Source organism: Pseudomonas sp. NPDC087690 (genome assembly GCF_044743175.1).
In the GTDB taxonomy this organism is placed as follows: domain Bacteria; phylum Pseudomonadota; class Gammaproteobacteria; order Pseudomonadales; family Pseudomonadaceae; genus Aquipseudomonas.
Map to the genome: position 1 here is coordinate 322890 of NZ_JBIUVX010000002.1, position 16652 is coordinate 339541.

Annotated in this window: 17 protein-coding genes; 11 read left to right on the plus strand and 6 right to left on the minus strand. The window is 57.9% G+C overall.

The features are described 5' to 3' along the window. Positions 1–23: 23 nt before the first annotated feature. The 4 genes from ACIPIZ_RS05535 to ACIPIZ_RS05550 all read right to left on the minus strand — a co-directional run bounded on the left by ACIPIZ_RS05535 (position 24) and on the right by ACIPIZ_RS05550 (position 4082). Complete coding sequence (locus tag ACIPIZ_RS05535; protein WP_064389313.1) at positions 24–899, minus strand: ABC transporter permease subunit; 876 nt, start codon at positions 897–899, stop codon at positions 24–26. Further along, the gene (locus ACIPIZ_RS05540) at positions 896–1777 is read right to left on the minus strand and encodes an ABC transporter permease subunit (RefSeq protein WP_401164785.1); all 882 of its coding nucleotides are present in this window, start codon (positions 1775–1777) and stop codon (positions 896–898) included. Before ACIPIZ_RS05540 ends, ACIPIZ_RS05535 begins: the two co-directional genes overlap by 4 nt. A gap of 35 nt (positions 1778–1812) precedes the next feature. Then, complete coding sequence (locus ACIPIZ_RS05545) at positions 1813–2955, minus strand: ABC transporter ATP-binding protein (RefSeq protein WP_007919249.1); 1143 nt, start codon at positions 2953–2955, stop codon at positions 1813–1815. Positions 2956–3320: 365 nt separating this feature from the next. After that, positions 3321–4082, minus strand: a complete 762-nt coding sequence (locus ACIPIZ_RS05550) for a gamma-glutamyl-gamma-aminobutyrate hydrolase family protein (protein ID WP_401164460.1) — start codon at positions 4080–4082, stop codon at positions 3321–3323. A gap of 282 nt (positions 4083–4364) precedes the next feature. Between ACIPIZ_RS05550 and ACIPIZ_RS05555 the strand changes: the two genes are divergently transcribed. The 8 genes from ACIPIZ_RS05555 to ACIPIZ_RS05590 all read left to right on the plus strand — a co-directional run bounded on the left by ACIPIZ_RS05555 (position 4365) and on the right by ACIPIZ_RS05590 (position 12572). Beyond that, positions 4365–5741 (plus strand): glutamine synthetase family protein, encoded by a 1377-nt coding sequence (locus tag ACIPIZ_RS05555; protein WP_401164463.1) that lies wholly within the window; start codon positions 4365–4367, stop codon positions 5739–5741. 285 nt (positions 5742–6026) lie between these two features. Beyond that, the gene (locus tag ACIPIZ_RS05560) at positions 6027–7517 is read left to right on the plus strand and encodes an aldehyde dehydrogenase (protein WP_064389317.1); all 1491 of its coding nucleotides are present in this window, start codon (positions 6027–6029) and stop codon (positions 7515–7517) included. 49 nt (positions 7518–7566) lie between these two features. Further along, positions 7567–8850 carry an FAD-binding oxidoreductase gene (locus ACIPIZ_RS05565; RefSeq protein WP_253484643.1) on the plus strand — a complete coding sequence of 428 codons (1284 nt, stop codon included), beginning with the start codon at positions 7567–7569 and terminating at the stop codon, positions 8848–8850. Positions 8851–9432: 582 nt separating this feature from the next. Next, on the plus strand, positions 9433–9981 hold the full coding sequence (locus ACIPIZ_RS05570) for a cupin domain-containing protein (protein ID WP_007950154.1): 549 nt from the start codon (positions 9433–9435) through the stop codon (positions 9979–9981). Between the two features lie 55 nt (positions 9982–10036). Beyond that, entirely contained in the window at positions 10037–10588 is a 552-nt protein-coding gene (locus tag ACIPIZ_RS05575; RefSeq protein WP_064389319.1) for a hypothetical protein, read from the plus strand. 666 nt (positions 10589–11254) lie between these two features. Then, a complete protein-coding gene (locus tag ACIPIZ_RS05580) occupies positions 11255–11680 on the plus strand; it encodes a hypothetical protein (RefSeq protein WP_007919295.1) in 426 nt (141 codons plus the stop codon). Between the two features lie 79 nt (positions 11681–11759). After that, positions 11760–12095, plus strand: coding sequence for a hypothetical protein (locus ACIPIZ_RS05585; protein ID WP_064389320.1), 336 nt, complete (start codon positions 11760–11762; stop codon positions 12093–12095). 192 nt (positions 12096–12287) lie between these two features. Further along, positions 12288–12572 (plus strand): hypothetical protein, encoded by a 285-nt coding sequence (locus tag ACIPIZ_RS05590; protein ID WP_064389321.1) that lies wholly within the window; start codon positions 12288–12290, stop codon positions 12570–12572. Positions 12573–12649: 77 nt separating this feature from the next. Here the strand turns inward: ACIPIZ_RS05590 and ACIPIZ_RS05595 are convergent, their stop codons facing one another. Then, positions 12650–13081 (minus strand): hypothetical protein, encoded by a 432-nt coding sequence (locus ACIPIZ_RS05595; RefSeq protein ID WP_401164466.1) that lies wholly within the window; start codon positions 13079–13081, stop codon positions 12650–12652. A 166-nt stretch (positions 13082–13247) separates the two neighbouring features. Here ACIPIZ_RS05595 and ACIPIZ_RS05600 point away from each other — a divergent pair, with 166 nt between their 5' ends. The 3 genes from ACIPIZ_RS05600 (at position 13248) to ACIPIZ_RS05610 (ending at position 15268) form a co-directional block, all read left to right on the plus strand. Then, complete coding sequence (locus tag ACIPIZ_RS05600; RefSeq protein ID WP_401164468.1) at positions 13248–13637, plus strand: hypothetical protein; 390 nt, start codon at positions 13248–13250, stop codon at positions 13635–13637. A gap of 15 nt (positions 13638–13652) precedes the next feature. Further along, positions 13653–14075: an HD domain-containing protein gene (locus tag ACIPIZ_RS05605; RefSeq protein ID WP_122661476.1), complete on the plus strand. Its 423-nt coding sequence runs from the start codon at positions 13653–13655 to the stop codon at positions 14073–14075. Between the two features lie 170 nt (positions 14076–14245). Then, positions 14246–15268 (plus strand): AbrB family transcriptional regulator, encoded by a 1023-nt coding sequence (locus tag ACIPIZ_RS05610; protein ID WP_122854259.1) that lies wholly within the window; start codon positions 14246–14248, stop codon positions 15266–15268. Between the two features lie 551 nt (positions 15269–15819). Here ACIPIZ_RS05610 and ACIPIZ_RS05615 read toward each other — a convergent pair. Continuing rightward, complete coding sequence (locus ACIPIZ_RS05615) at positions 15820–16596, minus strand: NAD(P)H-dependent oxidoreductase (protein ID WP_122854258.1); 777 nt, start codon at positions 16594–16596, stop codon at positions 15820–15822. Between the last annotated feature and the right edge of the window lie 56 nt (positions 16597–16652).

The following is a 16652-nucleotide window of genomic DNA, read 5'->3' on the forward strand; positions in this document are numbered from 1 at the left end:
CAGCGTGCCGCAGCTCCTACTGGTCAAGCGGTGGCGGCTTGTTGCGGTTGCTGCCACGACTCATTCGCGGTTTGATCCATCGCTTCCTGAATCGCCCGTTTGCGGTTGGCTTCTGCCTTGCGGCCGAAGTACCAGACCAGGAAGGTCACCAGCGACACCGCCAGCAGAATCAGGCTGGCCACGGCGTTGATTTCAGGCTTCACGCCCAGACGCACGGCCGAGAACACTTCCATCGGCAAGGTCGTCGAACCCGGCCCGGAAACGAAGCTCGCCAACACCAGGTCATCCAGCGACAGGGCGAACGACATCATCCCGCCCGCCGCCAGCGACGGCGCGATCATCGGAATGGTGATCAGGAAAAACACCTTGAACGGTTTCGCACCGAGGTCCATCGCCGCTTCTTCGATCGACAGATCCAGCTCGCGGAGGCGGGCGGAGACTACCACCGCGACATAAGCGGCACAAAACGTGGTGTGGGCGATCCAGATGGTGACGATGCCACGCTCCTGCGGCCAGCCGATCAACTGTGCCATCGCCACGAACAGCAGCAACAGCGACAGACCGGTGATCACTTCGGGCATCACCAATGGCGCAGTCACCAGGCCACCAAACAGCGTGCGGCCCTTGAAGCGCGTTACACGGGTTAGGACGAAAGCGGCGAGAGTGCCCAACGCTACGGCGGCAATCGCGGTGTAGCAGGCGATTTCCAGCGAGCGCACCACCGAGCCCATCAACTGCGTGTTGTCGAGCAAACCGACGTACCACTTCACCGACCAGCCACCCCACACCGTCACCAGTTTGGATGCGTTGAACGAGTAGATCACCAGAATCAGCATCGGCAGATAAATGAACATCAAACCGAAGATCAGCATGAACTTGGAAAAATTGAAGCGTTTCATCCCCGCGCCTCCATTTCTTTGGCCTGACTACGGTTGAACAGCAGAATCGGCACAATCAGGATCAACAGCATCACCACCGCCAGCGCGGACGCCACCGGCCAGTCGCGGTTATTGAAGAACTCTTGCCACAGCACGCGACCGATCATCAGCGTCTCCGGGCCACCGAGCAGCTCCGGAATCACGAACTCACCGACCACCGGAATGAACACCAGCATGCAGCCAGCAATAATGCCGTTCTTGGCCAGCGGCACGGTGATTTTCCAGAAGTTGTTGAAGTTGCTCGAGCCCAGATCCTGCGCGGCTTCCAGCAAGCTACCGTCGTGCTTCACCAGGTTGGCGTACAGCGGCAACACCATGAACGGCAAATACGCGTACACGACGCCGATATACACAGCGGTGTTGGTGTTGAGGATCTCGATCGGGTGATCGGTCAGCCCGGTCCACATCAGAAACCCGTTGAGCAAACCGTTGTTGCTGAGTATGCCCATCCACGCGTAAACGCGGATCAGGATCGCGGTCCAGGTCGGCATCATGATCAACAGCACCAGCACCGTTTGCATCTCTTTACGGGCAGTGGCGATGGCGTAGGCCATCGGGTAGCCGATCAGCAGGCAGAGGATGGTGCTGATCAGCGCCATCTTCAGCGAGCCGAGGTAAGCGGCGATGTACAACTCGTCGCCCGCCAGCATCGCGTAGTTGCCCAGGTTCAGCAGCAGTTGCAGCTTCTGCTCGGCGTACGTGTAGATCTCGGTGTACGGCGGGATGGCCACGTCGGCTTCGGCGAAGCTGATCTTCAGGACGATGAAGAACGGCAGCATGAAGAACAGGAACAGCCAGATGAACGGGACCCCGATGACCAGTTGGCGGCCATTGGGGATTATTCGGTTGATGCGGCGTTTGAATTTGCGCATGTTCATGAGCGAAGTACCACGCCGCTGTCGTCTTCCCACCAGACGTAGACCTTGTCGTCCCAGGTCGGACGCGCACCGCGGCGTTCGGCGTTGGCCATGAACGACTGGACGATTTTGCCGCCGGGCAATTCGACGTAGAACACCGAGTGACCGCCGAGGTAGGCGATGTCATGCACCTTGCCTTCGGACCAGTTGTAGCGGAATTCAGGTTGGGTGGTGCTGACGAGCATTTTTTCCGGACGGATCGCGTAGGTGACCGACTTGTCCTGCACCGAAGTGCTGACGCCGTGACCGACGTAGATCTTCTGCTGCAGGTCCGGGCTGTGGATGATCGCGTGACCTTCAAGGTCTTCCACCACGGTGCCGTCGAAGGCGTTCACGTTGCCGATGAACTCGCAGACCATGCGGCTGACCGGTGCTTCATAAATGTCGACCGGGCTGCCGATCTGCGCGATCCAACCGAGGTGCATGATCGCGATGCGCTCGGCCATGGTCATGGCCTCTTCCTGGTCGTGGGTCACCATCACGCAGGTCACGCCGACGCGTTCGATGATCTGCACCAGCTCCAGTTGCATCTGCGAACGCAGCTTTTTATCCAGTGCGCCCATCGGCTCGTCGAGCAGCAACAGCTTCGGACGCTTGGCCAGCGAGCGGGCGAGGGCGACGCGCTGACGCTGACCGCCGGACAACTGGTGCGGACGGCGTTTGGCGTATTGAGTCATGTGCACCAGACGCAGCATCTCATCGACACGGGCATCGATTTCGCTGGCGGGCAAACGGTCTTGCTTGAGGCCGAAGGCGATGTTCTGCGCGACGGTCATGTGTGGGAACAGCGCATAGGACTGGAACATCATGTTGATCGGCCGCTCGTACGGCGGCATGTCGGTGATGTCCACGCCGTCGAGCAGAATCCGCCCTTCGGTCGGGCGCTCGAAACCGGCGAGCATGCGCAGCAGGGTCGATTTGCCCGAACCGGAGCCACCGAGCAGGGCGAAGATTTCGCCCTGATGGATCTCCAGGGACACATCGTCCACGGCCACGGTTTCGTCGAACTTCTTGGTGACACGATCGACTTTCACCAGCACCTTTTTCGGTTGCTGATGACCTTCAAGTGCCTTCCTGTAAGTGCTGGAGGCGTTTGCCATGTGAAACTCCCAACAGGTTTCGTTCGCCGGGCCAATGTGGCCGGGCTTAAGTGGATTGCAAGCCTGTAAGCGCAATTTCAGTCATTACACATCCCCTGTAGGAGTGAGCCTGCTCGCGATGAGGCCATGTCAGTCGACATCTCTGTTGACTGGTCTATTGCTATCGCGAGCAGGCTCACTCCTACAGGGGAATTGCGCATTCCTGACTGACCTTGCACTGCCGAGGGCTTGTTCGGCGCCGCCGTCCTGGCTGCCTGGGTCGTACTTGTTGTTATTACGGGTGTTGTTGTTCACGAATGACGGATGTGCGCAGGCACACCCGACGTCCGTGGGGGCAGTAAATCGTTATGTATTCTTTGCTTGGGTCAGCGCTGGTTGCGCCGCGCCGCCCGTTGCCGGCAAGCCGCGCCGAATGCCTGGAAAATCTTCAGGTAGTTCGGGTTGTCGAGCACTTGCCATTCCGGGTGCCATTGCACGCCGAGGGCGAAGGTCGGGCTGTGTTCGACCGAGACCGCCTCGATCAAACCGTCCGGCGCCACTGCTTCGGCACGCAGGCCGGGGGCGAGGCGGTCGATGCCCTGGCTGTGAATCGAGTTCACCTGGAACTCGCCCGGCAACTCCAGCGCTTCGAACACGCCGCCGGCCAATACCGTCACGGCATGGGCCGGTGCGTATTGCACGGCCACATCCGGGCTGTCGGCTTCGCGGTGATCGAGCATGCCCGGTAGCTCGTGCACCTTCTGATGCAGGCTGCCGCCGAACGCCACGTTCATTTCCTGGAAGCCACGGCAAATGCCGAGCACCGGAACGCCCGCCGCGATGGCTGCACGCAATAAAGGAAGGGTGGTGGCATCCCGCGCCGGATCATGATCCGTGCCGGGGGCGCTGGCCGGGCCTTGATAGTGGAAGGGTTCCACGTTGGAGGGCGAGCCGGTCAGCAGCAGACCGTCGAGTTGACCGAGCAGGTCTTCGATTTCAGTCAGCTTGCCAAGGGAAGGAATGACCACTGGCAGCCCTTCAGCGCCAACGCTGACAGCACGTACGTACTTGTCGCCGCTGATGTGATAGGGGTGCAGGCCAATCTGTTTGACGCACGCAGTAACGCCGATCAATGGCTTGAATGCCATTTTTATTCACCTCGAAGTTTGACACTTGAACGAGCTTTTCCGGAGCTTAGCCTCGTTGATTTTAATTAACAACTGCCATGTAAAAAATTCTAAACGCCGTTCATCATATCTTCATGATTCTCGGGGCTCTGGCGCCTGTATTGGCACGCAAGTGTTAAAAAAAGCCCGAAAAATAAACCCTGAGCGGCCATCTGTTCGCTATTGACTTCACTTTGCCGTTCGGGTTGACTGGCTCGGCGAAACAGCAGTGAACATAATAATTAACAGCTAAATTGGTGCATCATGTCGGTCCCTCTGCGTACCGTTCAACTCAACGAAGCAAACGCATTCCTTAAGAAATATCCTGAGGTTTTGTACGTCGACCTTCTGATTGCGGATATGAACGGTGTGGTGCGCGGCAAGCGCATCGAACGCACCAGTCTTCATAAGGTTTACGAGAAAGGCATCAACCTGCCGGCCTCGCTTTTCGCCCTCGACATCAATGGCTCCACGGTGGAAAGCACCGGCCTGGGTCTGGACATCGGCGACGCCGACCGCATCTGCTACCCGATCCCCGGCACGCTGAGCATCGAGCCGTGGCAGAAGCGCCCAACCGCACAACTACTAATGACCATGCACGAAATCGAAGGTCAGCCGTTCTTCGCTGACCCGCGTGAAGTGCTGGCCAACGTCGTACGCAAATTCGATGACCTCGGGCTGACCATCTGCGCAGCATTCGAACTCGAGTTCTATCTGATCGATCAGGACAACGTGAACGGCCGTCCACAATCGCCACGTTCGCCGGTGTCCGGCAAGCGTCCGGTGTCGACTCAGGTCTATCTGATCGACGATCTCGACGAATACGTCGATTGCCTGCAAGACATCCTCGAAGGTGCGAAAGAGCAGGGCATCCCGGCTGACGCGATCGTCAAGGAAAGCGCCCCGGCGCAATTCGAAGTCAACCTGCATCACGTCTCCGACCCGATCAAGGCGTGCGACTACGCGGTACTGCTCAAGCGTCTGATCAAGAACATCGCTTACGACCATGAGATGGACACCACCTTCATGGCCAAGCCGTACCCGGGCCAGGCAGGTAATGGTCTGCACGTACACATTTCGATTCTGGATAAAGAAGGCAACAACATCTTCGCCAGCGAGGATCCCGAGCAGAACGCCGCACTGCGTCACGCGATCGGCGGTGTGCTGGAGACCCTGCCTGCGCAAATGGCGTTCCTCTGCCCGAACGTCAACTCGTACCGCCGCTTCGGCGCGCAGTTCTACGTACCGAACTCGCCGAGCTGGGGCATCGACAACCGCACCGTTGCGGTACGTGTGCCAACCGGTTCGGCCGACGCTGTGCGTATCGAACATCGCGTGGCTGGCGCTGACGCCAACCCGTACCTGCTGATGGCTTCGGTGCTGGCCGGTATTCACCACGGTCTGACCAACCAGATCGAGCCGGGCGCTCCGGTCGAAGGCAACAGCTACGAGCAGAACGAACAGAGCCTGCCGAACAACCTGCGCGATGCATTGCGCGAGCTGGACGACAGCGAAGTCATGGCCCGCTACATCGACCCGATGTACATCGACGTGTTTGTCGCGTGTAAGGAGAGCGAGCTGGCCGAGTTCGAGAACTCGATCTCTGACCTTGAGTACAACTGGTATCTGCATACGGTGTGATGGGTTGAGGCCCTCAAAAGCTGAAGAGCCCCTCACCCTAACCCTCCCGAAACGTCGGACCGCCCCGAGGGAGAGGGGACTGACCGGGTTGTATCGATATATCCGGCGACCTGAACGATCCAGTCGATTATGGATTCGGCAAAGATTTTTCAGGTCGGCGGAGATTCTGAGCATCCCCGAATCGGTCCCCTCTACCCCTGGGAGAGGGCTAGGGTGAGGGCAGCCATCCCAAGCCAGACATCGCAGCCAGACAACACCCCCAATCCCCCTTGTCGAGCCACAACAATGACAACGACCCGCAACGACTGGGAACAACGCTTCCAGTCCCTGACCATCGAAGCCCGCGCATTCATCAACGGTGAATACCGCCCGGCCATCAGTGGCGACACGTTTGAATGCCTGAGCCCCGTCGACGGCCGTTTCCTCGCCTCCGTGGCCAGCACCGATGAAGCCGACGCCAACCTCGCCGTTGAAGTCGCGCGCCAGTCTTTTGAATCCGGCGTGTGGGCGAAAAAAGCCCCGGCCGAGCGCAAGCGCATTCTGATCCGCTTCGCCGATCTGATCCTGCAGAACCAGGAAGAACTGGCGCTGCTGGAAACTCTCGACATGGGTAAACCGATCAGCGATTCGATGAGCATCGACATCCCGGCGACCGCCAACGCGATCCGCTGGAGCGCCGAAGCCATCGACAAGATCTACGACGAAGTCGCCGCCACACCCCACGACCAACTGGGCCTCGTCACTCGCGAGCCTTCCGGCGTGGTTGCGGCCATCGTGCCGTGGAACTTCCCGTTGATCATGGCCAGCTGGAAGTTCGCTCCAGCGCTGGCAGCAGGCAACTCGTTCATTCTCAAGCCTTCGGAAAAGTCGCCACTGACGGCGATCCGCATCGCCCAGCTCGCGCTGGATGCCGGCATTCCGAAAGGCGTGTTCAACGTCCTGCCAGGCTTCGGCCATACCGTCGGCAAGGCGCTGGCGTTGCACATGGACGTCGACGTGCTGGCCTTCACCGGCTCCACGGCGATTGCCAAACAACTGATGATTTATGCCGGCCAGAGCAACATGAAACGCGTCTGGCTCGAAGCAGGGGGCAAGAGCCCGAACGTGGTGTTTGCCGACGCACCGGACTTGCGCGCGGCAGCACAAGCAGCGGCCGGCGCCATTGCCTTCAACCAGGGCGAAGTCTGCACCGCCGGTTCGCGCTTGCTGGTCGAGCGTTCGATCCGTGAGCAGTTCATTCCACTGTTGGTGGAAGCGCTGCAAGCGTGGAAACCGGGTCATTCACTGGATCCGGCGACCACCGTCGGTGCTGTGGTCGATCAGCGTCAACTCGATAACGTGCTGCGCTACATCAGCATCGGTCGTGAGCAGGGCGCCGAGCTGATCGCCGGCGGCCAACGCACCCTCGAAGAAACCGGCGGCCTCTACGTGCAACCGGCGCTGTTTGACGGCGTGACCAACGCGATGACCATCGCCCAGGAAGAAATTTTCGGCCCGGTGCTGTCGCTGATCACCTTCGACACCGCTGAAGAAGCGCTGCAGATCGCCAACGACAGCATCTTCGGTCTCGCCGCCGGCGTGTGGACCAGCAACCTCAGCAAGGCGCACACCTTCGCCCGTGGCCTGCGTGCCGGCAGCGTCTGGGTCAACCAGTACGACGGCGGCGACATGACCGCACCGTTCGGTGGCTTCAAGCAGTCGGGCAACGGCCGCGATAAATCGCTGCACGCGTTCGACAAGTACACCGAGCTGAAAGCGACCTGGATCAAGCTCTGACTCTATTACAGCGGTGGTCGCCTTCTATTGGCGGCCCTCGGAGAAACGTATGAAACAGCAACACGTAAACAGCTACTACGCCGCCACTCGCAACGAAGTCATCGACTTTCCGGTTCTGCAAGAGTCGGTCGAGTGCGATGTCTGCATCATCGGCGCCGGCTACACCGGCCTGTCCTCGGCGCTGTTCCTCACCGAAGCCGGCTATAAAGTGACGGTGCTGGAAGCGGCGAAAGTCGGCTACGGCGCCAGCGGTCGCAATGGCGGTCAACTGGTCAACTCCTACAGCCGTGACGTCGACGTGATCGAAGAGCGCTACGGCGACAAGACTGCGGAAATCCTCGGCAGCATGATCTTCGAAGGCGCCGACATCATCCGTTCGCGCATCAAGGAGTACGACATCAAGTGCGACTACCGCCCGGGCGGTATCTTCGCGGCGATGAACAAAAAACAACTCAACGGTCTGGCCGAGCAAAAACGCGGCTGGGAACGTTACGGCAACCGCAATCTGAAGATGCTCGACGCGGCCGACATTCGTCGCGAGGTCGGTTCCGATGCTTACGTCGGCGGTCTGCTGGACATGCAGGGTGGTCACGTTCACCCGTTGAACCTCGCGCTCGGTGAGGCGGCTGCGATCACGCGTTTGGGCGGCAAGATTTACGAGCAGTCCGCAGCCGTCGAAATCAAATACGGCGAGCCGAACGTTGTGCGCACCGCCAAAGGCCAGGTGCGCGCCAAGTACCTGTTGATCGCCGGCAACGCCTACCTGCCGCAAGGTCTCGACAACCGCGTGACCGCGAAAAGCATGCCGTGCGGCTCGCAGATCGTCGTCACCGAGCCGTTGACCGAGAAGCAGGCGCGCAGCCTGATCACCAACAACTACTGCGTCGAAGACTGCAACTACCTGCTGGATTACTACCGTCTGACTGCCGACAACCGTCTGTTGTACGGCGGTGGCGTGGTCTACGGCGCGCGTGAACCGGACGACATCGAACAACTGATCCGCCCGAAGATCCTCAAGACCTTCCCGCAGCTCAAAGACGTCAAAATCGACTACCGCTGGACCGGCAACTTCCTGCTGACCATGTCCCGCATGCCGCAATTCGGCCGCATCGAAAAGAACGCCTACTACATGCAAGGCTACAGCGGCCACGGCGTCACCTGCTCGCACCTGGCCGGCAAACTGATCTCGGAAATGATCCGTGGCGACGCCGAGCGTTTCGATGCGTTCGCCTCGTTGCCACACATGCCTATGCTCGGCGGTCGCACCTTCTCGGCGCCACTCACCGCCCTCGGTGCCGTCTACTACTCGCTGCGCGACCGCTTCGGCCTCTAGGTTACCTCCCCGGCGGCGGTCCCAAGACCCCGCCGGTTTTTTACCTGCCAGTACATGCACCATCAATCTGACTGAAACAACCCAGATCAAAATGTAGGAGTGAGCCTGCTCGCGATGAGGCCAGCTCAGCCACCATCCCTCCCACAGAAACACCACAAACCCTGTGGGAGCGAGCCTGCTCGCGAAAGCGGTCTATCAGTCAAAAATAATGGTGAATGTGCCACCGAATCTCGAGCAGGCGAAGGACTACAGGTCCGTATTACCAAGGCAACAAGAACTTTTGCCCCACCGTCCATCGAACCTGCTGAGCAACACCGGCAAACGTGATTTAATAGCCGCCTTTCACGGTTCCGGGACACGGGAGCAACGTGATCCGCGCCCCTCGCGCGGCACCCGCCACCCACCCCCATTACCCGTGGGTCTGCGCGAGAACCGCCGAGCGGCGATCAGGCAAGGCAAAAACAGGCGAGGAAGCGGAGTGTAGGGCCCTACATGAGCATTCCGAGCCTGTTTTTAACGCAGCATGATCGTCGCGCAGGCAGTTTTCGCGCAGAGCCTAAGTACTTCTCACATAAGGCAGTCATGGATACGGGTTCTCGACTCAAACTAGTACGCGAAAGCTACAAACTCTCCCAGCGCGAGCTGGCCCGACGTAGCGGCGTGACCAATGCCACCATCTCCCTGATCGAACAGAATCGCGTCAGTCCTTCCGTCAGCTCACTGAAAAAGCTGCTCGAAGGCATACCGATGTCCCTGGCCGACTTCTTCACCTTCGACCAACCCCCGCGCGAACACCAATACGTCTTCCGCGCCAACGAACAACCCGACCTAGGCCGCCACGGCCTGCGCCTGCTGCTCATCGGCGCCTCCGTACCCAGCCGGCAAATGCGCTTGCTGCGCGAGCAGTACGCACCGGGCGCGAGTTCCGGGGAAGAGCCGATTGTTCACGCTGAGGGCGAGGAGTGCGGGCTTGTCACCCGTGGCACGGTGGAGTTGACGGTGGATGGGTCGGTGAGTGTGTTGAATGCGGGGGATGGGTATTACTTCCCGACGACGCTGCCGCATAAGTTTCGGAATATTGGGGCGGATGAGGCGGAGATAATTAGTGCGAATACGCCGGCGAATTTTTGATTGGCAATTGAAGATAAAGCTATAGCTATTCTGGTTTTTTGTAAGGGAAAACGAAATGGAAAATGGAGCATTTTGGAAACAGCTGACGTTGCCGATTGTGGTTTTGTCTTTACTCTTGATTGTTGCAACAGTTGCGGGGATGTTGTTGTACTCTGAATCAAGAGGTGTTGTTTTTCGTGTGTGGGGGCACGACTTCGGAACGGTAAAAAACTCGCCTGATGTGTATGGCGTGCTTCAAGAAAAAATGGCGACGCTTGAGTCTCGTCTTTCGTTACTTGAAAAGGCAAAACAGTCAGTGGTCGATGAATTGCCTGGAAAAGGTGTGACAAAGCCTCTGAATAAGACTCGCGTTTTAGATGTTGGCCAACGACTGGATGAAAGCTCTCTGCCGTTCAGTGTCTATGTCAAGTCAGCCAATGGTCCTGAGGGGGCTTTGAATTTTTCGATAGACTTGCAGACGCCTGAATCTCCTGTTTACTCCGTCAGAGTGACGAAAGGCTGGAGTCGGAGTTTTGATTTGGGTTCAAGGTCGTTTAGTTTTCGTGTCGTTGATGTCGATCAGAAACTAGCCACCATCACGGTATTGCTGAAAGAAACCAGCGAGTAAAGAACGAAAAGGTGACAGATCTATTTATTAAGTGATCTGTCACCAGTGCGGATTATTTCTTTTTAGATTTACCTGCATCACTTCGCTTGTCGCGAACTTGACCGTCATTATTTCTGGAACGAGGCTGCTCACCACCGCCAGGCTTCGGTACAGTCACGTTTGGGTTAAAAGGTCTTCTGTCTGTCATTTTTTCTTCCTTACATTAATTGAAGGGGGAAATGAAAAAACACAGCCTTGATTCACTAAATAATCGGCAATTCAAGTTTCACCGAACTGCTGATGGCCAATGGCTGATCCGGACGCTATCAAAATCGCTATCGCTATTTCCATCCCCAGATTATGAAAAGAAAGATTATCGAAATTGCGTGGAGGCGGAATGCCCCGCGCTTTCCTTACCTGTTCTTTTTAAGAGGCGGCTCAAACCCTCGCTGCTCAATCATACGAAACACATCACTCACATCCTGCACTAGGATCCTGGCGATGCCCTCGACGGACGAATCCCCTCACCACACGGCGCATTTTTTCTACGCTTTTTCAGAACTCAAATCCGCACCTCGATTTGGAACTTTCCTAAAAAGCGATGTCAATTTGATGGCGTGTCGCGACGCTCATTGAACAGGATCAACCAGTGCCAGGCTGTTACCTGGCAACCCAAGGAAATGTGTGATGAGACTATTACTCGCCATGTTGTTGATGTTCAGCAGTTACACGTTCGCCAGTTGCGGCAACATCGATGACCACGATCAGCGAGCCTATTGCAATGCGCGGGAGAGTGGCAGCAGTTGCGGCAACATCGACAATCACGATTTACGCGCCTCGTGCAACGCCGAGTTGGGTGGCAGCTCCTGTGGCAACATCGATGACCACGACCAGCGCGCCTATTGCAACGCGAAGAAGAGCGGCAGCAGTTGCGGCAATATCGATAATCACGACTTGCGTGCGCGGTGCAACGCAGAGCAGGGCAACAGCTCCTGCGGCAACATCGATGACCATGATCAACGAGCCTATTGCAACGCCACGACTGGCGGCAGCAGTTGCGGGAATATCGACAACCATGACCTGCGCACTCGCTGCGAAGCCCTGAAACGTTGATCCTTGCAGATCAGGTTGAATTGATGGCATTGCGATATCAATGATAAAGTCCCGGGCCATTTTTTCAAGGAAGACCACTGTGCTACGTAATCGTCTCTTTCTCTGTGCTGCATTAGTTACTTGCAGCTTTTCCGCACAAGCCATCTCAAAAACCGAATATCTGAAAGGCTGCAAGATCTTGGAAAACGCCGCGATGGTCGTGATGCAGGCGCGTCAGGATGGCGCTCCCATGGCGACGCTTTGGGACATTTCGGAAAAAAATGAGAATAAGTTGATCACCAAGATGTACCAGAGGCTCATTCAAGATGCGTATGAAGAGCCACGGCGCGAAACCGCGGAGCAGCAAACGGCCGCGACCACTGAATTCCAGAACAAATATTTCTCTGCCTGCTTGGTCAGTACGCCCAAAGAATGAGTGCCGATTTAAAGATTCTGCGCAGCCAGTGTGAAGCGCTGATATCCGGTTCCTGTCACCAATAGGGGAAACCGATGCCTGAACAGGCGCCGGTTTTTTTCGCTTAAACCATGACCATTCATCCAATACACCGCACCTTCGTGCCAGGCACTCTTCAAATGCTGTAACTCACCCAGCAAAGGAAGAGTCACCATGCTGAACCATAAAATCGCGGTGTTTACCCTCGCGGCGTTGCTGTCCGGTAGTTCGCTGTATGCAATCGCGGCCGGCGAAACGTCCACCCCGACAGCGAACGACGGCACTAGCCAGACTCGCGACCCGGCGTCCCCCGCCACCAATGCCGATCCAGATGCTGATTCGCTACCCAAAGGTGGCGACGGCGGCAAGACTGACAACGGACCGGTGCCTTCAGCCACCAAGCCCAGTGGTGCCGGGCAAACGTCCGGTAGCAGCAGTGGCGGTAGCGGTGGCGGCTAATGAATGTCGCACACTGAAAAGCCCGGTTTTTTGAGCCGGGCTTTTCTTTGCGTATCGCCAGCGCAAATATCAAACGCTTACTTCGCCTTCCAATGCCCGCCGCCATTCTCACAATCAATCCGTGCCTGCGCCAAATGCTCCACGTCGTAGTAATACGTGGTCACTTGCGCGTTGTCGGGGATGTTCAACGCTTTGGCATTCTTGTCTTTGCTGGTGGAGTGCGGGTTGGCCAGGGATTCCTGGGTAATCGTGGCGATACACGAGGCCTGGTAGTGATCGGCGCAGTGTTCAACCTTGGTTTTAGTGCTGCTGAGCATGTCTTTGCTTTCGTTGCTGCACGACCAGTTGATGGAGTTGACCGGCATGCCTTCGTATTCATAACAACTGTGGGTTTCCACCGCTGGTACCGAGGCGCTGGAGGATTGGGTCTGGACGTCGCAGCCTTCGGCCATGACGCAGGTGGGGATGACGGCGAAGCTGGCGATCAGAAGCAGGAAGCGAATGTTCATCGGGGTTTCCTCTTCAGGGGCGCCGTGTCTGATCGGTGATTTTTGGCGCTTTAAAGTTTCGAGGCGGCGTAGAGGAGGGAGGTTCCATCGGGTTTTTGATTTGCTCCCGTGGCGTACACTGCGAAACAATCGGAAACATTCAGCGCCCAAGGATTGGAACATTGCCATGATGGTCATCGGTAGCCGCAACAACGCTCCCACGCCGCAACATAAAACCCACGACGTCTATATTTTCAGTATCGACCTGACCCGGCCGGCCACGCCTTTGTGTTTCGAGCAGTCAATAGGCGGCGGGCATGCCGAGCAGGGTGGTGCGCGGTGGCTGGCGCTGGATGAGCTGGACGCCTGGCCCGGCGATTGGCGTGAACATCTGAGAAAGGCTGATTGCGCCTGGGTCGCTGAGATGATCGATGCCGATCCGCAAGCAGACCAAATCACCATAGTGTCGTTGATTCTTCAGCGTCATTCCGCGCCAGCCGAACCAGTCGGGCGCCTCAAGGCTATCGGCAACTGGCTCAAGCACAACATCCACGTCGGCGGCCGCTATGGCGTTTAATCCACGGAGACTCCCATGACCCAGACCCTCGAACGCGCTATCGCCATCGCCGCCACGGCCCACGCCGGGCAGGTCGACAAGGGCGGTGCGCCGTACATTCTGCATCCGCTGAAAGTCATGTTGCGCATGAGCACGCTGGAACAACGCATCGTCGCTGTGCTGCACGATGTGGTTGAGGATTGCGGGGTCAGCCTCGATGACTTGCGTAAGGAAGGCTTCAGCGAGGAAGTTTTGAGCGCTATCGAATCGGTGACTAAAGTGCTGGGCGAGTCCTACGAGGATTTCGTCGACCGCGCCGCGCAGAACCCTATCGGTCGGGTGGTCAAATTGGCAGATCTGGAAGAGAACAGCGACCTGTCGCGAATTGCCTCGCCAAGTTGGGAAGATCTCGAACGAATTGAAAAATACCGCCGCGCGATTGGCCGGTTGCGCGGGTAAAAACAAATAAATCCCCTGTAGGAGCTGCCGAAGGCTCGGGCCGCGATCGGACGATCTTTTGATCTTGATCTTCAAAAACAAAGGCAAAAGATCGTCCGATCGCGGCCCGAGCCTTCGGCAACTCCTACACGGGGTTGTGGTGTGTCAGGTAAATAGCCAGGAAGGCGACTATGAAATCCATTCTGTGTTTGTTGATTGCGGCCGGTTTCGGCGCGCTGTTGCAGTTCGAAGGTGTGCCCCACGGTTTGTTGTTGGGGTCGATTGTGGTCACCGCGTTGTTCGCCAGCAAAACCGGCATCGCCCCGGCAACCCCTTATGGACTTGGCTACATCCAGGTCACGCTGGGCATCGCCACTGGGTTGATGTTCGAAGCGTGGGATAGCGAGACGGCGTCAACGATGTTGCCGAGCCTTGGTGTGTTGTTGATTTGCCTAACGGTGCAAATCGCGTTGGCCGGATGGTGGCTGACACGCGGCGCAGGCTGGAACCGCACCGATGCACTGTTGGCGGTTTACCCCGGCGCACTGGCAGCGGTGTTTGATTTGCTTGAATCGGAGAAGGCGTCGAGCAAGGTCATCATCGTGCACTTGATGCGCCTGCTGCTGATCACTGTGCTGGTGAGTTTCCTGATTCCCGGCCAGGCCGCTGCGGTAGCCGTCGCCGACGGTGATCCACTGACCACAGGCATGGCACTGACCGCGTTTTCGGTGATCGCGTTGAGCGTACTGCTCGGGCGCTTGCTGCTGGTGATCGGCGTTCCGGCGCCGTTCATGCTTACCGCGATCATCATCACGGCAGTGTTTGTGAAATCGGGATGGCTGCACGGTTTTCACATGCCGGAATGGAGTTTGAATCTCGCAGCGCTGATTCTCGGCGTGCGGATCGGCTCAAGGTTTCAGGGGCTTGGCTTCGCGGAACTGGGGCGCCATGGCCGCACGGCGTTGGTCTCGGTCGGGTTGATGATCGTGGTTGCGGCGGTATTTGCGGAAGTGGCGGCGCGGTGGTTGGGCAGTGATCCGCTGTCGCTGTGGCTGGCGTACATGCCGGGGGCGATTGAGACGATTGCGATTGTCGCGTTTGGTGGCGGGCTGAATGTGGTGTTTATCTTGACTCATCATTTGAGCAGGATGGTGTTGCTGCATTTTGCGCCGGCGTTGTTGGTGCAGCTGCGTCGGGCACGCGAAGAAGCCTGACCGGAGCTACTGATGCCTGCATGTTGCGGCGTGTCAGTTAGATCCATCCCCCTCACCCCAGCCCTCTCCCCCAAGGGGGGCGAGGGGGAAGGGAGCCGATTGTGGGCTGTTCAAAACTTGAGTTCGGCTCGATATACCAGGTCGGCGTAGCTCGAAAAAACAACTCGGTCAGTCCCAGGGGGGGGCGAGGGGGGAAGGGAGCCGATTGTGGGCTGTTCGAAACTTGAGGTCGGCTCGATATCCCAGGTCGGCGTAGCTCGAAAAAACAACTCGGTCAGTCCCAGGGGGGCGAGGGGGAAGGGAGCCGATTGTGGGCTGTTCAAAACTTGCGTTCGGCTCGATATCCCAGGTCGGCGTAGCTCGAAAAAACAACACCAGCCCTCTCCCTCAAGGGGGCGAGGGGGGAGGGAGCCGATTGTGGGCTGTTCGAAACTTGAGGTCGGCTCGATATCCCAGGTCGGCGTAGCTCGAAAAAACAACTCGGTCAGTCCCCTCTCCCTTTGGGAGAGGGTTAGGGTGAGGGGCTTTTGCTCTACGTGGTCGATGCGGCGCTAGCGGATGTGTGCTGCGAAGCCTTCGCTATCCGGCGCGATATCGCTCTTCAAGGTCAAAGCAGGAATCTCATACTCCCCCGCATTCTGCTGCCGAAACCCGATCGGCCGTGCACTCCACAACTCATCCAGCCGCCGCCCCAATTCATCACAAGTCTCGGCATAGCGCGCCGCATCCATCCGGCTAGTCCGATACACCACAAACGGTGGCACCACTTCAAAACCGGGGTAGTACAGAATCCCGTGTTGAATCGGAAACAGCAAATCATCAATCGGCCCGTTGATCCCACGCGGCGCATAGTGCGATTCCCAGCCGCCAGTGGTGACCATCAACATCGCCCGTTTGCCTTTCATTTTTCCTTCGCCATATCGCTCACCCCAACGGCTGTCGGAGTGTTCGCCGACGCCATAGGCAAAACCATAGGCGTACACCCGATCGACCCAACCTTTGAGAATCGCCGGCATGGTGAACCACCACAGCGGAAACTGCAGAATCAGCGCATCGGCCCACAACAGTTTTTCCTGCTCACGGGCGATGTCGGCAGCCTGGGTGCCTTCGGCGTACGCGACTTTCGAGTCGAGCGAGGCATGGAACGGTTTCGTCGCATCGCGCTGCGGGGCGTCGTCGGCGTCGAGGGTGGCTTTCCAGTTCATCGCGTAGAGGTCGGAGACCTGCACGGTGTGGCCGGCGGCTTGCAGGCGCTGGACGCTGAAGTCGCGAAACGAGCCGTTGAGGGAAGTCGGTTCTGGATGGGCGTAAACCAGTAACACGTTCATGTTGAAGCTCCGTTAGCTGAGTGACTGCAGGATCGGCGTTCAACCGGTATATTGGA

What these genes read in the sequence shown, in the direction of transcription:
- ACIPIZ_RS05535 (WP_064389313.1), bottom strand. Translation starts at nt 899, where the DNA reads ATGAAACGCTTCAATTTTTCCAAGTTCATGCTGATCTTCGGTTTGATG.
- ACIPIZ_RS05545 (WP_007919249.1), bottom strand. Translation starts at nt 2,955, where the DNA reads ATGGCAAACGCCTCCAGCACTTACAGGAAGGCACTTGAAGGTCATCAG.
- ACIPIZ_RS05550 (WP_401164460.1), bottom strand. Translation starts at nt 4,082, where the DNA reads ATGGCATTCAAGCCATTGATCGGCGTTACTGCGTGCGTCAAACAGATT.
- ACIPIZ_RS05555 (WP_401164463.1), top strand. Translation starts at nt 4,365, where the DNA reads ATGTCGGTCCCTCTGCGTACCGTTCAACTCAACGAAGCAAACGCATTC.
- ACIPIZ_RS05560 (WP_064389317.1), top strand. Translation starts at nt 6,027, where the DNA reads ATGACAACGACCCGCAACGACTGGGAACAACGCTTCCAGTCCCTGACC.
- ACIPIZ_RS05565 (WP_253484643.1), top strand. Translation starts at nt 7,567, where the DNA reads ATGAAACAGCAACACGTAAACAGCTACTACGCCGCCACTCGCAACGAA.
- ACIPIZ_RS05570 (WP_007950154.1), top strand. Translation starts at nt 9,433, where the DNA reads ATGGATACGGGTTCTCGACTCAAACTAGTACGCGAAAGCTACAAACTC.
- ACIPIZ_RS05575 (WP_064389319.1), top strand. Translation starts at nt 10,037, where the DNA reads ATGGAAAATGGAGCATTTTGGAAACAGCTGACGTTGCCGATTGTGGTT.
- ACIPIZ_RS05580 (WP_007919295.1), top strand. Translation starts at nt 11,255, where the DNA reads ATGAGACTATTACTCGCCATGTTGTTGATGTTCAGCAGTTACACGTTC.
- ACIPIZ_RS05590 (WP_064389321.1), top strand. Translation starts at nt 12,288, where the DNA reads ATGCTGAACCATAAAATCGCGGTGTTTACCCTCGCGGCGTTGCTGTCC.
- ACIPIZ_RS05595 (WP_401164466.1), bottom strand. Translation starts at nt 13,081, where the DNA reads ATGAACATTCGCTTCCTGCTTCTGATCGCCAGCTTCGCCGTCATCCCC.
- ACIPIZ_RS05600 (WP_401164468.1), top strand. Translation starts at nt 13,248, where the DNA reads ATGATGGTCATCGGTAGCCGCAACAACGCTCCCACGCCGCAACATAAA.
- ACIPIZ_RS05605 (WP_122661476.1), top strand. Translation starts at nt 13,653, where the DNA reads ATGACCCAGACCCTCGAACGCGCTATCGCCATCGCCGCCACGGCCCAC.
- ACIPIZ_RS05610 (WP_122854259.1), top strand. Translation starts at nt 14,246, where the DNA reads ATGAAATCCATTCTGTGTTTGTTGATTGCGGCCGGTTTCGGCGCGCTG.
- ACIPIZ_RS05615 (WP_122854258.1), bottom strand. Translation starts at nt 16,596, where the DNA reads ATGAACGTGTTACTGGTTTACGCCCATCCAGAACCGACTTCCCTCAAC.